Here is a 20,189-nt window from a genome sequence, read left to right on the forward strand (position 1 = left end):
CGCGAACGAATGGTCGAACCGCCGCTACCTGGACATGTCCCGGCTCGATGACAACCTCGTGGAAGCGAACTGATCATCGCGCCATGGACGGCCATGATCCAAAGTGCGCAACTTTTCGGGCACTACCACGACGGAACCACCTTTCACTGCCGCATTCCGGGAGGTTTGCTCTCCCGTACGGCGCCTACTCGGCTTATCTATGGCAGATTCGGGGGTCGCGATTGTGCCAGGTGGCTTATATATGGCGCCCAAACCCGCATATCGCAAGTATGAACGTTGCAATTCCGCAGTTCGTACTCGGCATATCGCGTTCCAAGTGCCATATATAAGCCACCTAGTATTTTCCAAACCCCGAAATCTGCCATATATAGGCGAGTTGGCAGACCGACACAGCCCAAACCACCGGTTTGTGCCCGTTTGTGATGTACCAAGACGTGATTTGTGAGGTTGCGCGATCGAGTGACGCAGCCTCACAGCCTCACGGACCCACGGACCCACGCCCGCGCAACCGAGCAAGTCACAGCCTCACAGCCGCACGGTCGCTTCCAAGCCGCACCCGGCTGCGCCAACGCGCAGCCAGCCCTCAGCGCAGCACCGGATGGTACGGCGACGACACATCAACCTGCGTCTTATCCCCGATGACATTCGGATCGGAAAGAATCTTGTCGACATCGGCCTTCTTCAGCGCGATATCCGAGGAATCGCCCCACACCACGGAATGCTCGCCGTTGTTAAGCTCCGTGGTCACCGAATCCTGGGTTTTCGCGGTCACCTTGGTGATCTGCTTACGCAACGATTCGGGCAGCGCATCCAGTATCTTCACCGCTTCCTTGACGGAACGGTTCTTCACACTGGTTTCGATGTCGCTCACTTCGATGGTCGGTATTCCTGCGGCCCCGTCCTTCGAAATGACGTGCATGACGCGGTAGTCGGAGTCGACAGCCGCGATCCTGCCGTTCGTCGTCTTCAATATCGCGGCCGGCCGCTGCGTGGTCAGCGATACGACGAGCCCATGCGGGAATTCCTTGGAGATTTCGGCATCGGATACGCCTGGGATGTTCTTGGCTTGCGAAATGATCTTCGTCGTGTCGACCAACAGCAGCGAGCGCCCGACCTGTTCGGTCGTCAGGTCGCGCACTTCCGTTTCCGAAACCCAACTGTTCAGTCCGCGAACGCTGATCTGTTCTCCGTCGAGTCTCAGCAGCGGCGAGAACAGCAGCAGCCATCCGAGCCCGATTACGAGCAGCACGGTCAATGTCACGATGGCGACGCGCACGATGATGATACGCGCGCTCACGCGCTTGCGTTCCTTGGCTCGCGCGGTGAAGTCCACGATTTTCGGGCGAGCCGCCATGCCGAAGGTGCCTGCGCTTTCGCGCAGTGTTTTGGCAACCAGATCCTCGCTGGCGAGTTTCCTGGCGTCCACGAAGGAGCCCGGTGCGCTTACGCTGGCGTTTCCCGCCGCCACCGCGCCGTATGAGGAGCTTGCTGTACGGCGCCCTCCCCCGGCGATGCCGCGCCCTGCGGCGCTGCCGGATGCCATGTTCCGCCGCTGCCCCGCCTGCGCGGAAGCGGCTGTTCTGCCGTTCCTCGCCGACCCGGAGTTCGGCGTCGACTTGTACGGGGTGCGTTTCCTGGGCTTGCTCACCGCCTTGGGCGGGGTGTTGGCGCCGGACGCATTGTGCGATGGCACATTGCGCGACGGCACGTTACGTGATGTGCTGTTGCGCGATGAGGCACCGCTCCTCGACGAAACGTTTCGCGATGCGGCGTTCGTATGCTGTTTGGCACCGTTCGCGCCGGTTCTGCGCAGCTGCGTGCGGGTGCTGGGTTTGATGGGATGCTTGGCTTCCGGCTTCCGACGCGCTGCGGCATCGGAGCCGTTCCCGGACACGTTCCTGCCGCCTTTAGCCCCGGAACCGGCCCCACCCCCGGAACCGCCACGAACGGGATCGGACTTGCCCGAAAGGGTGCGTGGCTTGCGTCCCTGATGGTCGGGGCCCGAGCGAACCACCCTTCCCGCCATCACTCACATCCTTCGCGATGCGCTTCCAACGCGTGCAGCATCACCGGTCCCATGTCGGTGATGTCGCCGGCACCGACGGTGAAGATCACGTCGCCGTGATGCGCACGCATCACCATCATCTGCGCCGCCACACGCATATCCTCCTGCGCGGTGAATTCCACACCGTTCATGCCCTTGGCTTCACGCACGATGGTGAGCGGCCCGACACCCGGGAAATCCTCCTGCTTCTCACGCGCGGGGAACACGCCGGTGACGATCACGTCGTCGGCCTTGCCGAGCGCTTCGGCGAACTCGTGCGCGAAGAACTTCGTGCGGGAGAACAGATGCGGCTGGAAGAGCACGCGGATCGCGCCGTCGGGGTAACGGCGGCGGGCGGCGTCCAGCAGCGCGGCGATTTCGGTGGGGTGATGCGCGTAATCGTCCACCACGGTGACTTGCTTGACGGTTCCGCGAACCTGGAATCGTCGGGCCGCGCCACGGAAGTCGGCGATCGCCTTGGCCGCTTCACCGGGGTCGACGCCCAGCAGCATGGCCGCGGTGAGCGCCGCGGCGGCGTTGCGCGCGTTGTGCACGCCCGGAACGGCGAGTTCCACAGCCAGATCGAAGGCGCTCTCCCCCGCCACGCCCGCAGGCACGTTCAGGGTGAAGCGTTCCGTGCCGCTTCCCGCGCTTTCGCTTTCGGAGACGATGCGCACGTATGCGGCACCGTTCAGTTCGAGCGCCGCGGGATCGCTCGTGCCGTAGACGATCGCCTTGGCCGCGGTTTCGCCCGGCATGGCGTTGAGTACGGCCAGCGCGTCGGCGTCATCCGCGCACAGGACCACATGCCCGGTCGCATGCCCGGCGTGACGCACGAATGCGGCGCGGTAATGCGCTTCGTCGCCGTAATGGTCGAGATGATCGGCTTCGCAGTTGGTGATGATCGCGATTTGCGGGCGGTACTTGTCGAAGCTGCCGTCGGATTCGTCGGCTTCGGCCACGAGCGCGTCGCCCGCGCCCACATGACCGCCGTCGAGCGTGGATCCGTCGGCGCCTTGGATGGATCCGCCGATTGCATAGCTCGGATCGTTGCCGGTGCGCACGAGTACGTGCGCGAGCATCGAGCTGGTGGTGGTTTTGCCGTGCGCGCCTGCGACGGTGACCGCGCGACGGCCGTGCATGAGCAGGGCGAGGATGTCGCTGCGGTGCACGATGCGGGCGCCGCGTTCCGCCGCGGCCACGATTTCGGGGTTGTCGGGCTTGATGGCGCTGGAGTATACGACCGTGTCGGCGTCGGCCACGTTTTCGGCGCGCTGGCCGAATTCGACGTGGATGCCCAGCGCTTCGAGACGGTCGGTTTTGGCGCTGCGTTCACGGTCGGAGCCGCTGACCGCGACGCCTCGCTGGTGGAGCATCTCGGCGAGCACGCTCATGCCGGCTCCGCCGATGCCGATGAAATGCGTGTGTCCCAGTACCTCGATGCCTTCCTCAGCATCGAACGCCGCGTTGGCGGGGGTAAGGGTGATGGTTGCAGTCACGAAAACGCTCCTTATATGGTTTTCTGCTCTTGTTTCGTTACGACGATTATGGCGCGGAACGCCGCCGTTGGGGGCGTCACGTTCCGCGGTTCATGCGATGGGTCGCGCGTTTCACACGTTCCGGTCGGCCAGGTCGAGGATGCGGCGGGCCATGGTGTCGGCGGCGTCGCGGATGCCGTACTCCCAAGCCTTGCCGCCCATGGCCTGCAGCGCCGCCTCATCGGCCAGCATCGCGGGCACATGGTCGCGCACCCATGCCGGGGTCAGGTCGGCGTCGTTGACCATGACGCCGCCACCGGCTTCCACGACGGGCTGCGCGTTGAAACGCTGTTCGCCGTTGCCGATGGGCAGCGGCACGTAGACGGCGGGCAGACCCAACGCGGTGAGTTCCGCGACGGTTCCCGCGCCGGAACGGCATACGATCAGGTCGGCGCAGGCGAATGCGAGGTCGATGCGTTCGAGGTATTCGGCCACATGGTAGTCGCCGCTACCCGCATATTCCGCACCAAGCCCGGTGACATGCCCTTCGCCGGCATTCACTTCGACCAGCTTGCGCACTTCGTCGGCCTTGCCTTTGCCGGTCAGGTGCACGACCTGGGCGACGGCGAGCACGTCTTTGGATGCGGCCGCGATCGCACGGTTCAGGCTCACCGCACCGAGCGATCCGCCGGTGACGAGCACAAGCGGGCGATCCGGGTCGACGCCGAGTTCCTTCGCGGCTTCCTTGCGGGCCGCCGCACGATCGGTTTCCAGCTTCGATGCCAGTTGCGCGATGACGGGGCGCAACGGCAGGCCGACGCGTTCGATCACGCCGTCGCCCTTGACTTTCAGGCCGGTGCCCTCATACACCACGCCGACGAAATCGGCCCAGCGCGCACCCAGCTTGTTGGCCATGCCCGCGCGCGCGTTCTGTTCGTGAATCACCACAGGAATGCCCATCTTGTGTGCCACGGAGTATGCGGGGGCCGAGGCGTAGCCGCCGAATCCGGCCACCACGTCGGCTTCGCGCCCTTCGAGGATCTCACGGGTTTTGGCGCATTCCTTCTTCCATTTCATGGGGAATTGGAGCGCGGCCTTGTTGGGGCGTCTTGGGAAGGGCACCTTCTCCACGGTGTCGAGCTCGTACCCGGCTGCCGGAACCAGGTCCTTCTCCAATCCGACCGCGGTGCCGAGCACGCTCACCTTGGCGTCCGGGTCAAGCCTGACGATGGCGTCGGCGACGGAAAGCAGCGGGTTGACATGTCCGGCGGTACCTCCGCCTGCAAGAACAATCTTTTTCATAATCTCCGAGCATAGTCCGTGAACTAAACGCGTTGCGATGCGGCCTTGATCTGCGGTTGCTGGCGCATCAGGCTCATCGCCACGCCCGATACCATCAGGCACATGATCATGGACGAGCCACCCGCCGAAACGAACGGCATGGGCACGCCGAACACCGGGAACACGCCGACCACGACGCCGATGTTCACCACGGCTTGGCCGACCAGCCATGTGGCGATGCACATCAGGGCGATCGAACTGTAGCTTTGCTTGATCTGGACCGCGCTGAACACCAGGCACCAGCCGAGTATCACGAAGATCAGGATCACCATGGCCGCGCCGATGAATCCGGTTTCCTCGCCGATGATGGCGAAGATGAAATCGTTATGCGCGGCGGGCAGGTAATTCCATTTCTCACGAGAGTTGCCCAATCCCACGCCGAACATCCCGCCGGATGCGATGGCGTATTTGGCGTGCATGGACTGGTAGCAGATGTTCTGCGTGTCGGCGGCGGTGCATGACGAGTAGGCGGCGAGGATGCGGTCGCGTCGGTTCTGGCTTGACATGATCATGACCAGGACGATCGACCCCAAGGTGCCGACCAGTCCCGCCATCCATTTGAGCGGGAACCCTGCGACCAGGAACGCGGCCACGCCGATGAACACGACGATCATGGCGGTACCCAGATCCTTGCCGCCGAGAATCATGAGCAGCAGCAGGCCATACACCACACCTGCCATGCCGTATGCTCTGATTCCTTTGGTTTCGTAGCGTTTGTTCGCCACCACCAGCGCGGACGGCAACCAGACGCACAGCGCGAATTTCACGAATTCGGCGGGCTGGATGGTGATGCCTCCCACGGAGATCCAGCCGTCATTGCCGTACTGGCCCACGCCGAGCGAGGTGAAGGTGAGCGCCTGCAGGATTCCGGCGACCACCACGGCCACGAATCCGAAACGCTGGTACAGGGCGATGGGCATCCTTGAACAGACCGCGCCCGCGACCAAGCCGATCAGGAAGAACACGAGCTGGCTCAGGGACGAGACGAACGGCGATTTGCCTGCCGCCGCTGCGGATACCGCCGAGCTGGAGAACACCATGATGACGCCGAACACGCTCAGCCCGACCACCGCCATGATGAACCCGTGGTAGCACCACAGCGGGTTGAATAGGCTGCTCATGCCGAAACGGTTGCGGTTCTGGTTGGAGCCCGTCTCCCCCGCGTTCGCGGAATGCGATGACTTCGATGTGGAGCGCGACACCGTTTTACCGGTCTGCACCTTACCGGTCTGCACCTTGCCGGATGTCAGTTTGCCGGATGTCAGTTTGCCGGACGATACCGCCCTACGCGACTCCTTCGGCTTGGGTTTTGGCGATTCAATGCGCGCCACGAGCCACCACCCATTGCTTGGCGGCCTGAGCGAACTTATCCCCGCGATCCGCATACGACTTGAACTGGTCGAAGGATGCGCAGGCGGGCGCCATAAGTACCACGTCGCCGGGCTGGGCCATACGACTCGCCTCCTCGACGGCACGTTCCATCACCTGCTCCTTCGGGGTGGCGGGGTCGATGACCGCCAGCGGAATGGTCGGCGCCTGCGAGGCGAAGGCCTCGAGCATGGGAGCCTGATCGGTGCCGATGATCACCGCGCCTCTCAGCGCGTCGGCCTGGGATGCCACGAGATCCTCGAAGCGGCTGCCTTTGGCCAGGCCGCCTGCGATCCACACCACGCTGCCGCGCGCGAAGCTGGAGATGGATGCCTTCACCGCATGGGCGTTGGTCGCTTTGGAATCGTCCACGAAACGGATGGTGTTACCGTCCGCGTCGGGTTCGGTCGCGGCGACGGTGGCGATGCGATGGCCGCCGGGGGCGAAAGCCTTCAACGCTTCCAAAGCCTTGTCGGTATCCGCGCCGAGGCCGAGGGCCAATGCGAGCGCGGTCAGCGCGTCGGCGAGCAGATGCGGGTAGATGGTGCCGTCGGGTTCGGTCAGATGGGTGAATTCGCTGATGGGTGCCAGACGGTTCGGCGTGCCGGCTTTACCGGATGCGACGCCGCTCATGTCCACGATCCAGCCGTCGACGACGCCGATCTGCCCATCCGTAGGCTCGCCCAGCGTGAAGCCGATCCTGCGGCAACCTTCCGCGGTCTGCGCCTCATCGGCCTTGGCCGTGACCACGGGATCGTCCGCATTGTAAACCAGTGCACGCTTGACGTTGTGGAACACCTTGGCCTTGTCGGCGGCGTAGTTCTCGCGCCCGCCATGCCAGTCGAGATGGTCGTCGGCGATGTTGGTGATCGCCGCGCAGTCGAGTTCCATGGAGTCGGTGAAATGCATTTGGAAGGAGCTGAGCTCCACGCACAGCGCGTCGTGTTCCGGATTGGTGGCGCACCGGGACAGGCTCATGGCCATGTTGCCGGAGGCGATGTTGCCGGCGGTGGGCGCGTCCATGCCGCAGGCGGTCAGCATGGCCGAGGTCATTTCCGTGGTGGAGGTTTTGCCGTTGGTGCCGGTGATGCCGATCCACGGCGCGGGCTTGCCGGTGCGGGCGTTGTTCACGCGCAACCGCCATGCGAACTCCACTTCGCTCATCACGGGGATGCCGCGCTTGGCGGCTTCGAGGATGAAGGGCGTGCGGGGGTTGAAGACCGGGGATGCCATCACGTAGTCGATCTCATCCCAGTTCACGTCGTCGAAGGAGTGCAGGTCCGCTTCCGGCTTCCTCTCGTCCACGCCGATGACGTGGGCTCCCCGTTCGGCGAGCACTTCGGCCAGCGAAACGCCGGAGACTCCGAGACCTGCGATCAGCACTGTTGCATTGGTGAAATCCATTGTTGCTCCTTCAATAACCCCTGTACGTAACCTTGTATGCTTGCTTGCGTTTCGTCGGGAGACTCAGCCGAACAGCAGGCCGGACCGGGAGGCCCAGTCGCAGTAGAACAGCACGAGTCCGACCACGACGAACATGAGTTCGATCATCCAGAAACGCACCACGACCTTCGATTCCTGCCAGCCGAGCAGTTCGAAATGATGGTGGATCGGCGCCATCTTGAACACGCGCTTGTGCGTCATCTTGAAGTAGCCGACCTGGATCACGTCGCTCATCGCCTCGATGACGAACAGGCCGCCGAGGATGACGGCGAGGACTTCGGTGTGCGTGGCGATGGACAGTGCCGCGAACAGGCCGCCCAATGCCAGGGAGCCGGTGTCGCCCATGAAGATGGATGCGGGGTTCGTGTTGTACCACAGGAAGCCGAAGCAGGCGACCGCGGCGCATACCGCGATGATGGTCAGGTCGAGCGGGTCGGAGACCGCATAGGCGAAACCTCCCCTGTTGCCGCCCTTGAGATGGTAGCTTTCCCAGAACGCGATGACCGCGTAGCCGACGAAGGCGATCATCGAGGAGCCTGCGGCCAGGCCGTCCAGACCGTCGGTCAGGTTCACGGCGTTGCTCCACGCCGCCATAAGGAAGTTCACCCAGATGACGAACAGGATGATGGCCACCACCCTGCCCGCGAATTCGAAGCTGATGAACGGCTTCTCGACGAAGCTGATACCCGCCTGGGCGCTGGCGAAACCGGACTTGGTGGGGATCATCAGCGACAGCACCGCGTAGATGGTGGCGAGCACGAACTGGCCGATGAACTTGCCGCGAACGGTAAGGCCTTCGCTCTGCTTCTTGCGCACCTTGGCGAAATCGTCGATGAAGCCGAGCATGCCCATGGACAGCATGGCGAACAGTACGAGCAGCGCGGAGGGTGACGGCACGTCGCCGCTACGGCAGTACCGGTAGATCGCGCTGGAGAGCCAGCCGAGCAGGATGGCCAGATTGATGACGACACCACCCAGCGTGGGGGTGCCACGCTTGACCTGATGCGACTGCGGGCCGTCCTGGCGGATGTACTGGCCGTAGTGCAGACGATGCACCAGCCGGATAAGCAGCGGTGTGCCCACGATCGTGACGATGAACGACACCAGGATTCCAATGATGAGCGCGATCACTTAAACGTCTCTTTTCCCTCTGTGTTCCTGTATTTTCTCAAGTTTGGCGTGGTGCTTGCGACTACCGCTCGTCCGCCGACCAGCGTTCGGCGAGCGCGCTCAGCCCGGAGGCATGCGAGCCTTTCAGCAGCACCACCGTGCCCGCATGGTCGCGGGCGATGCGTGTGATGATGGTGTCGGCCTCGTCGGCGCTGTGAGCCCATTCCACGGTTGCGGCGGTTCCCGCTTCCTTCGCGCCTTCGGCCAGTTCCCCGGCCAATGCGTCCAGATCGGCGTCCGCAGTGCTGCCGACCGCGATCACCGCGTCGATGCCGTGTTCGGCGGCGTATGCGCCGATGGAACGGTGCAGCTGCTTTTCGTCGCCGCCGAGTTCGAGCATTGCGCCGAGCACCGCCACACGGTACTGTGCGCCTTCGGACCAGCGTGCGAGGGCGTCCAGGCCGGCGTGCATCGAATCGGGGTTCGCGTTGAACGAATCGTCGATCAGGGTGAAGCTCGCGCCGTCACGTTCGACGGTGGAGACCGCCATGCGATGGGGGCTGATGCGGCGCTGTTCGCCGAGCACGCGGGCGATGTCGTTCAGCGGCATGCCGAGTTCGTGCGCCACCATGGAGGCCGCCAGCGCGTTCATCACGTTGTGCGCGCCGGGGATGGCCAGGCTGACCGGCACGGTTTCGCCATTATCCGCGACCATGGTGAAGGATGCGCGGTCGAATCCGTCGACGGTGATGTCGCGGGCGTGCAGTGTGCAGCGTTCCGCGTTGGCTTCGTCGATGCCGAAGCGCAGCACCTTGCCGGGAGCCACCTTGGACATGGCCTCCACATGCTCGTCGTCGGTGTTCAGCATGGCGATGCCGTCCGATACCAGGCCGCGCACGATTTCCGTCTTGGCCTGCGCGATGTGCTCCACCGAGCCGAATTCGCCCAAGTGGGCCACGCCGACCTTGAGCACGAGGGCGATGTCGGGCGGGGCGATGGTGGTCAGGTGCGCGATTTCGCCGAGATGGTTCGCGCCCATTTCGGCCACGAAATAGCGCGTATGTTCGCCCACGGTCAGCGCGGTGAGCGGCAGGCCGATCTCGTTGTTGAAGGAGCCGACCGGCGCGACGGTGGGCGCCATGGAGGACAGCAGCGCCTTCGTCAGATCCTTGGTGGTGGTTTTGCCCACCGAACCGGTGATGCCGATGATGGTGAACGGCTCACCGCTGGCGCGACGACGCGCGATATTGGCTTTGGCGAGATCGCCCAGCGCTTCGACGGTGTCGGCGACCACGATCTGCGTCACGTCGGCACCCGCAATCTCATGGTCCACGATCGCCGCGACGGCGCCTTTGGATCCCAGCGCCGCCACATAATCATGGCCGTCGACGCGTTCGCCCTTGATCGCGACGAATACGCTGCCGTTCTCCACCTGGCGCGAATCGCTGACGGCGTGCAACGCCACGGCGCCGCCGGGAACGCCCTGCGGGCCTGCCACGATCCGCCCGGCGACGGCTGCCGCGATCTCCTCAATCGTCATCGGCATCATCATGCTTGTCACTTTCGGTTCCTCACTTTTCCGTATTCGTCCATTCCGGTACGTGCGCCGCCCGTGCGGCTCCCGCGCCGTTTCCGTTCCTTATTTCATTTCCTTCGCCATGCGCAGGGCGCTGCGGATGTTCGTGCGATGCACGCCGGCCGCCAGGACCATGGCGATGGCCAGCGACAGGCGTTGCTCGTCCTCCGGGGAGAGCGCGCCGGACGCCTGCCGTGCGAGCGCATCCGATTCGAGCGTGCGCACCGTCACCTTGATGGGATTCTCCGTCTTGAACCCGTATTCCTCCTGCAGCCGTTCGATGAATGCCTGATCGGCGTTCACCGGCACGGGTTGCATGGATCCGAGTACGTCCACGTTCACTTCCTGCATGCCGTGCGCGGCCACGGTGAGATCGTCCAGGGAGACCGCGATCGCGGCGACCCCGTCCTCGCCGCACACCGCCAGCGAGCGCTGCATGTCGAGCATGTTCAGCGGGTAGGTGAGGTTCAGGTTGCGTTCCAGGGAGTAGGAGCCTGCGACGCTCAGCATGCCTACGGGGTTGCCGAGCATGTGCAGGAAGCGGGTGAGCTGCGTGACCACCGCCGCGTTCTGGCGTGCGGTGCTGCCGCATACCGCGAATACCGCGAGCATGCTGGAGGGGTTGCCTGCCATGCGGGAGGCGAGCTGACCCAGCTGCTGCGACGTGGGGTTCGCGAACAGCAGCGGCAGGTCGGATTCCTCGATCAGCGCCTCGCGCGCCGCGGGCGGAACGAGCGCCGCGTAGGCGCCGCGGGCGCGCGCATGGTGGAGTTTGTCCACGTCCACATCGTCGCCCATGATCACCAGGGCGCCGGGGCTTACCGATTCCACGTCGTTCGCCAGCGAGGTGATGGTGACGCTGGTGGCGAACGACGGGACGAGATCCCACCCGTAGTGTTCCGTCAGTTGCCCCAGCGTCGTCCGCTGCATGATGGACTCATTTACCGCACTCATAATTAATATGGCCTTCCGCTTCGCATCACGCTTGTCACCATTCGACCGGTATGGCATTGTTGCGCGCCGACGAATTCGGCACGTCGTACTTCTGCATGAGGAATTCACCTATCTTCGCAAACAGCTTACCCGACGTGGTACCGCCGTACAGGCCGTCCGGGTCCTGCATCACCACGGTGACGATGAACCGCGGATTGTCGGCGGGGATGATGCCCGCGAAATCGGCGATGATCGAGCTCAACCTGCCGTCGTCGCCCACCACTTCGGCGGTACCGGATTTGACCGCAACGCGGTAGCCGCTCACGCCGGCCACGTTCTTGTACTCCTCGAGCGCCGATTCCATGGCGTCCTTGATCTGGTTGGCGTACTTCTCGTCGATGACGCGGGTGGCGGACGTGTTGAGCTTGCTGACGGCCTTGCCGTTCTTGTCGGTGACGGATTTGATCAGCGACTGCTGCCTGTTCACGCCCTTGTTCGCGATGACGGAGACCATGCGGCTCAGCTGCAAGGCGTTCACCGTGTAGCCTTGGCCGAACAGCACGGTGTTCTTGGTACGCCCGTCCCAGGCGCTTGGGCTGTTCAGGATGCCTCGTGATTCGCCGGGAAGATTCAACCCGGTGGACTGGCCGACGCCGAATTTGGTGAGCATGTCGTAACGCTGCTGGCTGCTCAGCTTCTCGGCGGCCATGACCATGCCGGAGTTCGAGGAGTTCTGCAGGATGCCCGCCAACGTCCAATGCTCGTCGGGATGGTATACGACGTCGTGGAACGTCTGTCCTTCCGACGTGTACTGGTAGGGAACGGTGAAATGGTCGTCGATCTTGTGCACGCCGTTCTGCAGGATCGCCGCCAGACCGGGCACCTTGCCGATCGAGCCCGGCTCGAAGGTCTGCGTTACGGCTCGGGACGCGCTGGCCTTGGCCTCGCTGGATCCGGCTTGGATGCTGTCGCTGTCCTCCAGGGCGAGGATTTCGCCGGTACGGGCGTCCTCGACCACAGCGATGCCCCATTTGGCGTGGCTTGACGACACGCCTTCGCTCAGAACCTTCTTGACGTACCAGTCGACGTCGGAGTCGATGGTGAGGGTCACGTCGCTGCCGTCCTGCGCGTTTTTGGTTTCGCTGACCGTTCCGGGGATCACTTCGCCGCTGTTGCCGCGCTGGTACACAACGTATCCGTCGGTGCCGCTGAGCTGCTTATTCAGGGTGAGTTCCAAGCCGGATGCGGCGGTGCCGTCGTCGTTCATGCCGCCGAGCAATGCGCCCAGCAGCGTGTTCTCCGCGTATACGCGCTGGCTGCTCAGCTCGCCGTACACGATGCCGGAGAGGTTGAGTTTGTCGATGGCGCGTTTCACCTGCGGGGTGACGTCCTTTTTGAGGATCACGTACTGGTTCGTGCCGTTGAGTTCGGCGCCGAGTTCCATCGCGTCCATGCCCAGTACCGGCGCGAGCAGTCGTGCGACCGCCGCCGCTCCCGTGGCGCCGACCGGCTTGCCGTCGATGGAATGGCAGTATTTCAACGCCTTGGCCTCTTTGGTTCCGCAGTCGACCGGGGTGAAGGAGGTGGCCGCGTCCGGTACGCCGATGATGTTGTAGCGTTCCACGCTTTGGGCGAGCACCGTGCCGTTGGAGGCGAGGATGCGCCCGCGCTTGGCGCTGATGGTCACTTTGGAGGTGCGGTAGCTGGTGGCCGCTTCGGCGGTCGCCTGACCGTCAAGCAGCTGCACGCAGACCAGTTTCCACAGGCAGACGCTTGCTACGAGTGCCAGCACGATGCCGACCGCGATGCAACGGGTCGCGAAGGCATCGATGCCATGCACCCGCTTCCAATCGCGAAACCGCTTCATTTCCGCTCCCCGTTGCTCTTGTAGCCGTTCAGGTCGATGGACACCGATCCCTGCTGCGGGATCATGCCCATGTCGGTCGCCTTCTGCGGCAGTGACGCCTGCAGTTGGTTGAGTTTGGCCTGATCATCCTGCACGTCCTGGGTCAGGCTGCTGATGCTGGCCTCCAGTTTGGAGGAGTCGAAGGAGTTCTGGATCATCTGCGTGCGCAATACCAGTGCGAGCAGCAGCGTGCCGGCGAGGGCCGCCACCGCGATGATCACGCGCAGCGCCGAAGCCCTGCGGCTGCTTGCCCATGCGATGAAACGGTTGAAACGCTTGATGCCATCGCCGTCCGAATCCTTGCCTCCGGATACGACGTGCAGTTCGGGTCGTGCGGAGGGGCGGATATCGGGCGAGGCTTTCCTCGATGATGCCTCCGAGGAGCGGATCGTGCGTGCTGTGGCCATCTCAGAGGTCCTCCCCTGCGGAACGGTGGGCATGCATCGTCGACGCCTCGGCCCTGTCTTCGAATTGGTGGCGGATATCGTCCGGCAACGGCCTGGTGAGTTCCACCGCGCGCAGGCGCACGGATGCGGAACGCGGGTTCTGCGCGATCTCCTGCTCGTCGGCTTTGATCGCACCTCGCGTCAATTCCTTGAAGAACGGCATCGCTTCGGGCGGCACGATCGGCATGTTCGCGGGCACGCGGGCCGTAAGCCCTTGCGCCATGAAGGATTTGACGGTCTTATCCTCCAGCGAGTGGTAGGACTCGACCACGATGCGACCGCCCTTGTTGAGTTTCAACGCGATCTGCGGCAGCGTGCGGGCGAGCTTGTCGAGTTCGCCGTTCACTTCGATGCGCAGCGCCTGGAACACGCGCTTGGCGGGATTGCCGGCCGGGCGATGCGCCTTCGGGATCACTTCGTCCACCAGTTCGTTGAGCTCGGCGGAGGTGGTGAGCGGCCCCTCCTGGGTGCGCCGCGCCACGATGCGACGTGCGATGGGGCGTGCGAAGCGTTCCTCGCCGTACACCTTGAAGATGCGGGCCAGGTCGCGTTCGCCGTATTCCGCGAGCACACGCTCGGCGGTCAGCGACTGGCTGACGTCCATGCGCATGTCCAAGGGCGCGTCATGCGAGTAGGAGAAACCGCGTTCGGTTTCGTCGATCTGCAGGCTGGACAGGCCAAGATCCATGAACACGGCGTCGACATGACGGATACCGTTGTCGTCCAGCGCATGCGCGAATTCGTCGAAGGGCGCATGCACGGGGGTGAACCGGTCGGCGAGTCCCTCGTTGCGCATGCGTTCGGTCGCCAGGGCCAACGCCTCGGCGTCACGGTCGATGCCGATGAGTTGGGCTTCCGGCGCGGCTTTCAGGAACGCGGTGGCGTGGCCGGCGAGCCCCAGCGTGCAATCGACGATGATCGGCGAGCGTCTGCGGGCCAAACCGCCGGTGACGAGACGCACGCAATCCTCCAGCAACACCGGCTGGTGGATGGTGGAAATGGAACGGTCGTCCGTCGTCATCAGAATCCCACCTCCGGCAGCACGTCATTGGCGATTTCGGCGTAGTCCTGTTCTTTGTCGGCCAAGTATTCTTCCCAAGTCGTTCGGTTCCAGATTTCGGCGCGTGTGCCCACGCCGATCACCACGATGTCGTCGCCGAGGTTGGCGTAATCCCGCAGCATCTGCGGTACGAGCACGCGCCCCTGCTTGTCGGGGGTCTGATCGCTCGCCCCGGACAGGAAGACGCGCAGGTATTCGCGCGCCGCCTTGTCACTCATCGAGGTCCGTTGGATCTGCATGGCGATACGGCGGAATTCCATGGCCGGCAGCAGGTAGACGCAACGCTCCTGCCCTCTGGCCATAACCAATCCGCCTCCAAGCTGCGAGCGCATTTTCGCGGGCAGCGCCATACGCCCTTTGGCGTCGATCTTCGGAGTGTAGGTTCCCAGCAACAGCGGCGGCAATCCCATCATGCCGCCGGTCATATCGTCCATCGTGGTGGCGGGCGCGGCTTCGTTCGTTGCTTCCTCGGCCACTGCCCCACCTCCTTCCAGACGATTTTGGGTATACTTCACTCACACACTGTGCCCCACTTTACCCCACCTATCCCCATTTCTCCCCACAGCGTCGCCACTTGAGTGCATTTCAACGCATAAAAGACACACTTGCCCGCGCGCCCCGCCATCACTCCCAAGCTTCCGCGCCCGGCATACTCCTATATATATGGCGTTTGAAAACTGCAACCCCGGCCATCCGCCCTGCATGGCCGCCAAAATGACCTTGGGACGGAGTACATTGGAACGTCTGAGTTTTCACGCATCGTGAGGGGACGGAAACTAACAGATGTCGACCTATGCCTCGCAACTTGAGGAAGAACAGCGCGCGGTCACCCGCGCCTACAACCGACTGGACGCATTGCGCGAGGAGACGAAGCATCGTCTCGACGCGGTCAGGGCCGCCGGCTCGCACGGATCGCCCACGCAGCGCACCGAACGCGACTCCTTCGCCACCATGTATGAGGATCGTCTCATACAGCTGCGCGGCGTGGAGGATCGTCTGGTGTTCGGCCGTCTTGACGATTCGAAAGGCGACCGTCTGTATATCGGCCGTATCGGTCTGACCGACGAACGTCATAACCCCATGCTGATCGATTGGCGTGCCGAAGCCGCCCGTCCGTTCTATGAGGCCACGCCGTCGCATCATGGCGACATCGTGATGCGCCGTCATATCACCCTGCATTTCCGCGACGTCGTGGCGTTGGAGGATGAGGTGCTGGACGTCCATTCGAAGTCCGTGGATGAGGCTTCGACCTCCGGCACGCTTACCGGCGAAGGCGCGCTGCTGGCTTCCCTGAGCTCACGTCGTACCGGCAAGATGACCGATATCGTCGCCACCATTCAGGGCGAGCAGGATCGGATCATCCGTTCGGCCATCGACCGCGCCGTGGTGGTGCAGGGCGGCCCGGGCACCGGCAAAACCGCGGTCGCGCTGCATCGCGCGGCCTACCTGCTGTACACGCATCGCCGCACGCTGTCCAGAGCCGGCGTGCTGGTCGTCGGCCCGAGTCCGGCGTTCCTGCACTACATCGACCAGGTGCTGCCGTCGCTCGGCGAAACCGGTGTGGTGAGCCGCACCATCGCCGATCTCATCCCCGGCGTGGTGGCGACCGCCATCGATACGCCGCAGGTCGCCTACATCAAGGGCGACCGCCGTATGGTCAACGCGATCCGCAACGCCGTGGCCGACCGCGAGCGCGTGCCGTCGAATCTGCCGGTCGTGCATATCAACGGCATCGACGTGCCCATGCTGCCATCCGACATCGAGCAGGCGCTGGGCGATGCCAAGCGTACGCATCAGCCGCATAACAAGGCTCGCGAAACGTTCGTCAAATCCATGCTGTCGGCCATGCGCATGCGCTATGAGGAGCAGTTGGATTACACGCCGGATCAGGACGAGCAGTACCGCGTCGCGTCGTTGCTGCGCATGAACGACAAGGTGCGTGTGACGTTGAATCTGGCGTGGCTGCCGATGACCGGCCAGTGGCTGATCGACGACATGTTCTCCAAGCCGCATAAGCTGCGCCGTTACGCGCCGTGGCTGACCGATGAGCAGGTGAAGGCGCTGACCCGCCCCAAGGGTTCGCCGTTCACCCGTTCCGACGTCGCGCTGCTGGATGAGGCCATGGAACTGCTGGGCGAGGATCCGAAGGTGGAGGCCCGCCGCAAGCGTCTCGCCTCGAAACATGATGAGGAGATCCAGTTCGCCAAGGATACGCTCGCGCAGGAGGGCATCGGCAACGGCATCGTCACTTCGCAGATGCTGCTGGACAATATCAACGGCTCCTCCCCCGAAGATACGGCGCAGCGTGCGGCCAACGACCGCGAATGGACGTATGGCCATATCGTGGTGGATGAGGCGCAGGAGCTCACCGCCATGGATTGGCGTATGCTCATGCGCCGCTGCCCGTCGCGTTCGTTCACCATCGTGGGCGATGTGGCGCAGACCTCGGCTTTGGGCGGCACGCGCTCCTGGGCGAAGACCATGGATCGTCTGTTCGGCCGCGGCCATTGGGATGTGAACGAGCTGACCATCGATTACCGTAACCCGCAGGAGGTTTCGCGTCTCGCGTCCGATTTCGCCGCCAAGCAGGGCCTGTACATTTCCACCGTGCATGCGGTGCGTGGTATTCCGGATTCGGTCGAACGCGTCACCGTGGAGGATCGTGAGGCGTTGTTCGGCGCCGTCGCCCGTGAGACCGTGAAGCTGGCGCGTGAATTCGTCGCGCAGGACGGCACCGGCCGTGTCGCCGTGATCGGCCCGAACCAGCTGCTCGACCAGCTGGAGTCCACCGTGTACGACGAGGTGAAGCGTGAATTCGGTGCCGATGAGGCGCGTCGCCTGCACGCCCAGGATTCCTGGGACCGCCAGATCATGGTGAGCGACACCGAAACGGTGAAGGGGCTCGAATATGATGCGGTTGTGGTGGTCGAACCGGCGCTGATCGACCAGGAGGCCCCGAGCCGTCTGGTTTCCGCCGCCGACCTGTATGTGGCGATGACGCGACCGACTCAGCGTCTGGCCATTGTTCGGACATTGCTGGACGAACACGAACTTGAACTCTAAGGTGGGTACCATGCCTCAAGCACTGTTATTGGAAAACATCCATCCCGACGCGGCCAAGTCGCTGCGCGATCACGGTTTCACCGTCACCACCATGAAGGGCGCCTTGAGCGAGGACGAACTCATCGAGGCTCTTGATGGCGTCGACCTGCTCGGCGTGAGATCCAAGACGACCGTCACCCGCAAGGTGATCGACGCGCGTCCGAACCTCAGCGCCGTCGGCTGCTTCTGCATCGGCACCAACCAGGTCGACCTTGACTATGCGGGCAAGCGCGGCATCGCCGTGTTCAACGCCCCGTATTCGAACACCCGTTCCGTGGTGGAGCTCGTCATCGGCGACATCATCTGCCTGCTGCGCCGCATCCCCGCGCACACGCATCATATGAAGCACGGCATGTGGGATAAGTCCGCCACCGGCTCCCACGAGGTCCGCGGCAAGACCTTGGGCATCATCGGCTATGGCAACATCGGCTCGCAGCTGTCCGTGCTGGCCGAGGCGCTCGGCATGCGCGTGGTGTTCTACGATCTGGAGGAGAAGCTCGCCTTGGGCAACGCGCACCGTTGCGAAACCCTGAACGAACTGCTCGAACAGTCCGACATCGTGACCCTCCATGTGGACGGCCGCAAGTCCAACACCGGCTTCTTCGGCGAAGATCAGTTCGCCCACATGAAGCAGGATTCCATCTTCCTGAACCTGTCGCGTGGCTTCGTGGCCGATTTGGGCGCGCTGAAGCAGCATCTGGATTCCGGCCATATCGCCGGCGCCGCGGTGGACGTGTTCCCGATCGAACCGAAGAAGACCGGCGACCCGTTCGAAACCGCGCTGGCCGACGAGGACAACATGATTCTGACCCCGCATATCGGCGGTTCCACGCTGGAGGCGCAGGAGTCCATCGGCCATTTCGTGTCGCAGCGTCTTGAGGACTACTGGGAGAAGGGCTCCACTTCCCTTTCCGTGAACATGCCGCAGATCAATCTGGGCGAGAACCGCGGCGTGGCCCGCATCGCGCACCTGCATTCGAACCTGCCCGGCGTGCTGGCCCGCGTGAACCATGTGCTTGGCGAGGAGAACATCAACATCGCCGCGCAGGCACTTGGCACCGAGGGCGAGCTCGGCTATGTGGTCACCGACGTGGCCCAGCGTCCGAGCCGTGAGACCTTGGAGGAGCTTCGCGCCATCGAGGGCACCATCCGTATGCGTGTGATCAGCTGACGCGCCGCACACGTTTGCGAGAGGGGTCGTTCCCATCTGCGATTCGCAGCGGGAACGGCCCCTCTTCATGTCTGCGCTGTTCGCGCTGTTCGCACTGTTCCGCGCCTTGCCGTTTCGCCCGGCCCGGAACGTAGCCCGTTGCGCCGCTAGTTACGCGGATTGCCGAACCAGTAGTTGTAGATGTTCGAGAAGTTGCGGTTGCCGTAGGTGGAGCAGGAATCCCCCTCCCCGTCCCCGGCTTCGAGCGCCGCCTTGTTGGGCTGGTATGGCGTGTAGATGTACAGCAGCGCGGTCGCCTTGTTGCGGATGTAGACGTCCGCCGAACCGCAGTTCTTGTCCGGATTGTACAGGATCGACGTCAGTTTGCCGGACTGATACGCATAGTCGCCTTCATGCCGCACATAGTACTGGTAGCGTTTCGCCGCGCCGAACATCTGCTTGAAGAATCCGGCGTACTGCGGGTCGCAGCTGGCATCGTCGGGGCAGCTGAGTCCCATGGCCGATTTGAGCTGGAAGTCGTTCGGATCGGTGGCGGTGACGAGATGCTGTTCCTTCTGCAGCACGGTGAGCAGCACCTTCTGGCTCACCTTGCAGGCCCGGCCGGATTTCTCGATGATCGCGGCGGCGGTCTCCTGCTTCGCGCCCTTGTATTCGCCGCACAGTTCGTCGGCCTTCTGGGTGGTCGTATCGAAACGCATCGTGGCGATGGCCCCGCCCTTGGAGTCGAGGAACGATTGGATCTCCGCCTCGCTCATGGCGTTGCCGTTGAAGAACTGGCCGTCGGAGATGATGTTGCCCGGGTCGAAGTTGTATTGCTGCGACAGTTCCAGCTGGCGTGCCTCGGCCGCCTGCAAATCGTTGTACCAGCGCAGGAAGTGCACCAGTCCCGTCACCAGCGCGATCACGCAGATCGTGACGATCGTGCCGATGGAGATGATCTTGAACCGTGTGGCGAAGCTGGCGCGCCTCCAGCGTTGCGTCAGCGTGACCTTCTTCCTGCGTTTGCGGGCGTTGGGCGTGGGCTTCCGATTGGATGCTGGTTTGGATGAGGGCTTGGACGCGGGCTTACGGGCCGGCGCATCGCCGCTTTTCTTCCTACGTGTATCTGACATCCCCTCCACCTTCGCACAGGTCGGTCGATTCGATTCGCCCATGGCCGTTTCGGAACCGAATAATCACAAAAACGGGAAACCCTTGAACAGGGTTTCCCG

At 63.5% G+C, this 20,189-nt stretch carries 15 protein-coding genes; 2 read left to right on the top strand and 13 right to left on the bottom strand.

Annotated elements, in window-relative coordinates; all coding sequences use genetic code 11:
- Window positions 1–583 precede the first annotated feature (583 nt).
- From KIH75_RS07275 to mraZ, 12 genes are all read right to left on the bottom strand, one after another.
- Window positions 584–1,894, bottom strand: a complete 1,311-nt coding sequence (locus KIH75_RS07275; RefSeq protein ID WP_338024313.1) for a cell division protein FtsQ/DivIB — start codon at window positions 1,892–1,894, stop codon at window positions 584–586.
- Window positions 1,895–2,025: 131 nt separating this feature from the next.
- Window positions 2,026–3,438, bottom strand: coding sequence for a UDP-N-acetylmuramate--L-alanine ligase (gene murC, locus KIH75_RS07280; protein ID WP_338024314.1), 1,413 nt, complete (start codon window positions 3,436–3,438; stop codon window positions 2,026–2,028).
- Between the two features lie 216 nt (window positions 3,439–3,654).
- A complete protein-coding gene (locus KIH75_RS07285) occupies window positions 3,655–4,824 on the bottom strand; it encodes a UDP-N-acetylglucosamine--N-acetylmuramyl-(pentapeptide) pyrophosphoryl-undecaprenol N-acetylglucosamine transferase (RefSeq protein ID WP_219056098.1) in 1,170 nt (389 codons plus the stop codon).
- Between the two features lie 23 nt (window positions 4,825–4,847).
- Window positions 4,848–5,984, bottom strand: a complete 1,137-nt coding sequence (locus tag KIH75_RS07290; protein ID WP_236028116.1) for an FtsW/RodA/SpoVE family cell cycle protein — start codon at window positions 5,982–5,984, stop codon at window positions 4,848–4,850.
- Window positions 5,985–6,180: 196 nt separating this feature from the next.
- Window positions 6,181–7,635, bottom strand: a complete 1,455-nt coding sequence (gene murD / locus KIH75_RS07295) for a UDP-N-acetylmuramoyl-L-alanine--D-glutamate ligase (RefSeq protein ID WP_219056099.1) — start codon at window positions 7,633–7,635, stop codon at window positions 6,181–6,183.
- Between the two features lie 63 nt (window positions 7,636–7,698).
- Entirely contained in the window at window positions 7,699–8,805 is a 1,107-nt protein-coding gene (mraY, locus tag KIH75_RS07300) for a phospho-N-acetylmuramoyl-pentapeptide-transferase (protein ID WP_219056100.1), read from the bottom strand.
- A gap of 61 nt (window positions 8,806–8,866) precedes the next feature.
- Window positions 8,867–10,333, bottom strand: coding sequence for a UDP-N-acetylmuramoyl-tripeptide--D-alanyl-D-alanine ligase (locus KIH75_RS07305; RefSeq protein ID WP_219056118.1), 1,467 nt, complete (start codon window positions 10,331–10,333; stop codon window positions 8,867–8,869).
- Window positions 10,334–10,423: 90 nt separating this feature from the next.
- On the bottom strand, window positions 10,424–11,314 hold the full coding sequence (locus tag KIH75_RS07310) for a UDP-N-acetylmuramyl peptide synthase (protein ID WP_219056101.1): 891 nt from the start codon (window positions 11,312–11,314) through the stop codon (window positions 10,424–10,426).
- Window positions 11,315–11,348: 34 nt separating this feature from the next.
- Window positions 11,349–13,160 carry a peptidoglycan D,D-transpeptidase FtsI family protein gene (locus KIH75_RS07315; RefSeq protein ID WP_219056102.1) on the bottom strand — a complete coding sequence of 604 codons (1,812 nt, stop codon included), beginning with the start codon at window positions 13,158–13,160 and terminating at the stop codon, window positions 11,349–11,351.
- Window positions 13,157–13,606, bottom strand: coding sequence for a cell division protein FtsL (gene ftsL, locus KIH75_RS07320; protein WP_219056103.1), 450 nt, complete (start codon window positions 13,604–13,606; stop codon window positions 13,157–13,159). The genes KIH75_RS07315 and ftsL overlap by 4 nt, the downstream gene beginning before the upstream one ends.
- A 1-nt stretch (window position 13,607) precedes the next feature.
- Window positions 13,608–14,666 carry a 16S rRNA (cytosine(1402)-N(4))-methyltransferase RsmH gene (gene rsmH / locus KIH75_RS07325; protein WP_219056104.1) on the bottom strand — a complete coding sequence of 353 codons (1,059 nt, stop codon included), beginning with the start codon at window positions 14,664–14,666 and terminating at the stop codon, window positions 13,608–13,610.
- On the bottom strand, window positions 14,666–15,139 hold the full coding sequence (mraZ, locus tag KIH75_RS07330) for a division/cell wall cluster transcriptional repressor MraZ (protein WP_219056119.1): 474 nt from the start codon (window positions 15,137–15,139) through the stop codon (window positions 14,666–14,668). Before mraZ ends, rsmH begins: the two co-directional genes overlap by 1 nt.
- Window positions 15,140–15,488: 349 nt before the next feature.
- Here mraZ and KIH75_RS07335 point away from each other — a divergent pair, with 349 nt between their 5' ends.
- On the top strand, window positions 15,489–17,768 hold the full coding sequence (locus tag KIH75_RS07335) for a HelD family protein (protein WP_219056105.1): 2,280 nt from the start codon (window positions 15,489–15,491) through the stop codon (window positions 17,766–17,768).
- A 10-nt stretch (window positions 17,769–17,778) separates the two neighbouring features.
- A complete protein-coding gene (gene serA / locus KIH75_RS07340) occupies window positions 17,779–18,978 on the top strand; it encodes a phosphoglycerate dehydrogenase (RefSeq protein ID WP_219056106.1) in 1,200 nt (399 codons plus the stop codon).
- 146 nt (window positions 18,979–19,124) lie between these two features.
- Here the strand turns inward: serA and KIH75_RS07345 are convergent, their stop codons facing one another.
- Window positions 19,125–20,090, bottom strand: a complete 966-nt coding sequence (locus KIH75_RS07345; RefSeq protein WP_236028114.1) for a hemagglutinin — start codon at window positions 20,088–20,090, stop codon at window positions 19,125–19,127.
- Window positions 20,091–20,189 lie beyond the last annotated feature (99 nt).

Origin of the sequence: Bifidobacterium pongonis (genome assembly GCF_019331805.1) — a bacterium.
Lineage (GTDB): Bacteria > Actinomycetota > Actinomycetes > Actinomycetales > Bifidobacteriaceae > Bifidobacterium > Bifidobacterium pongonis.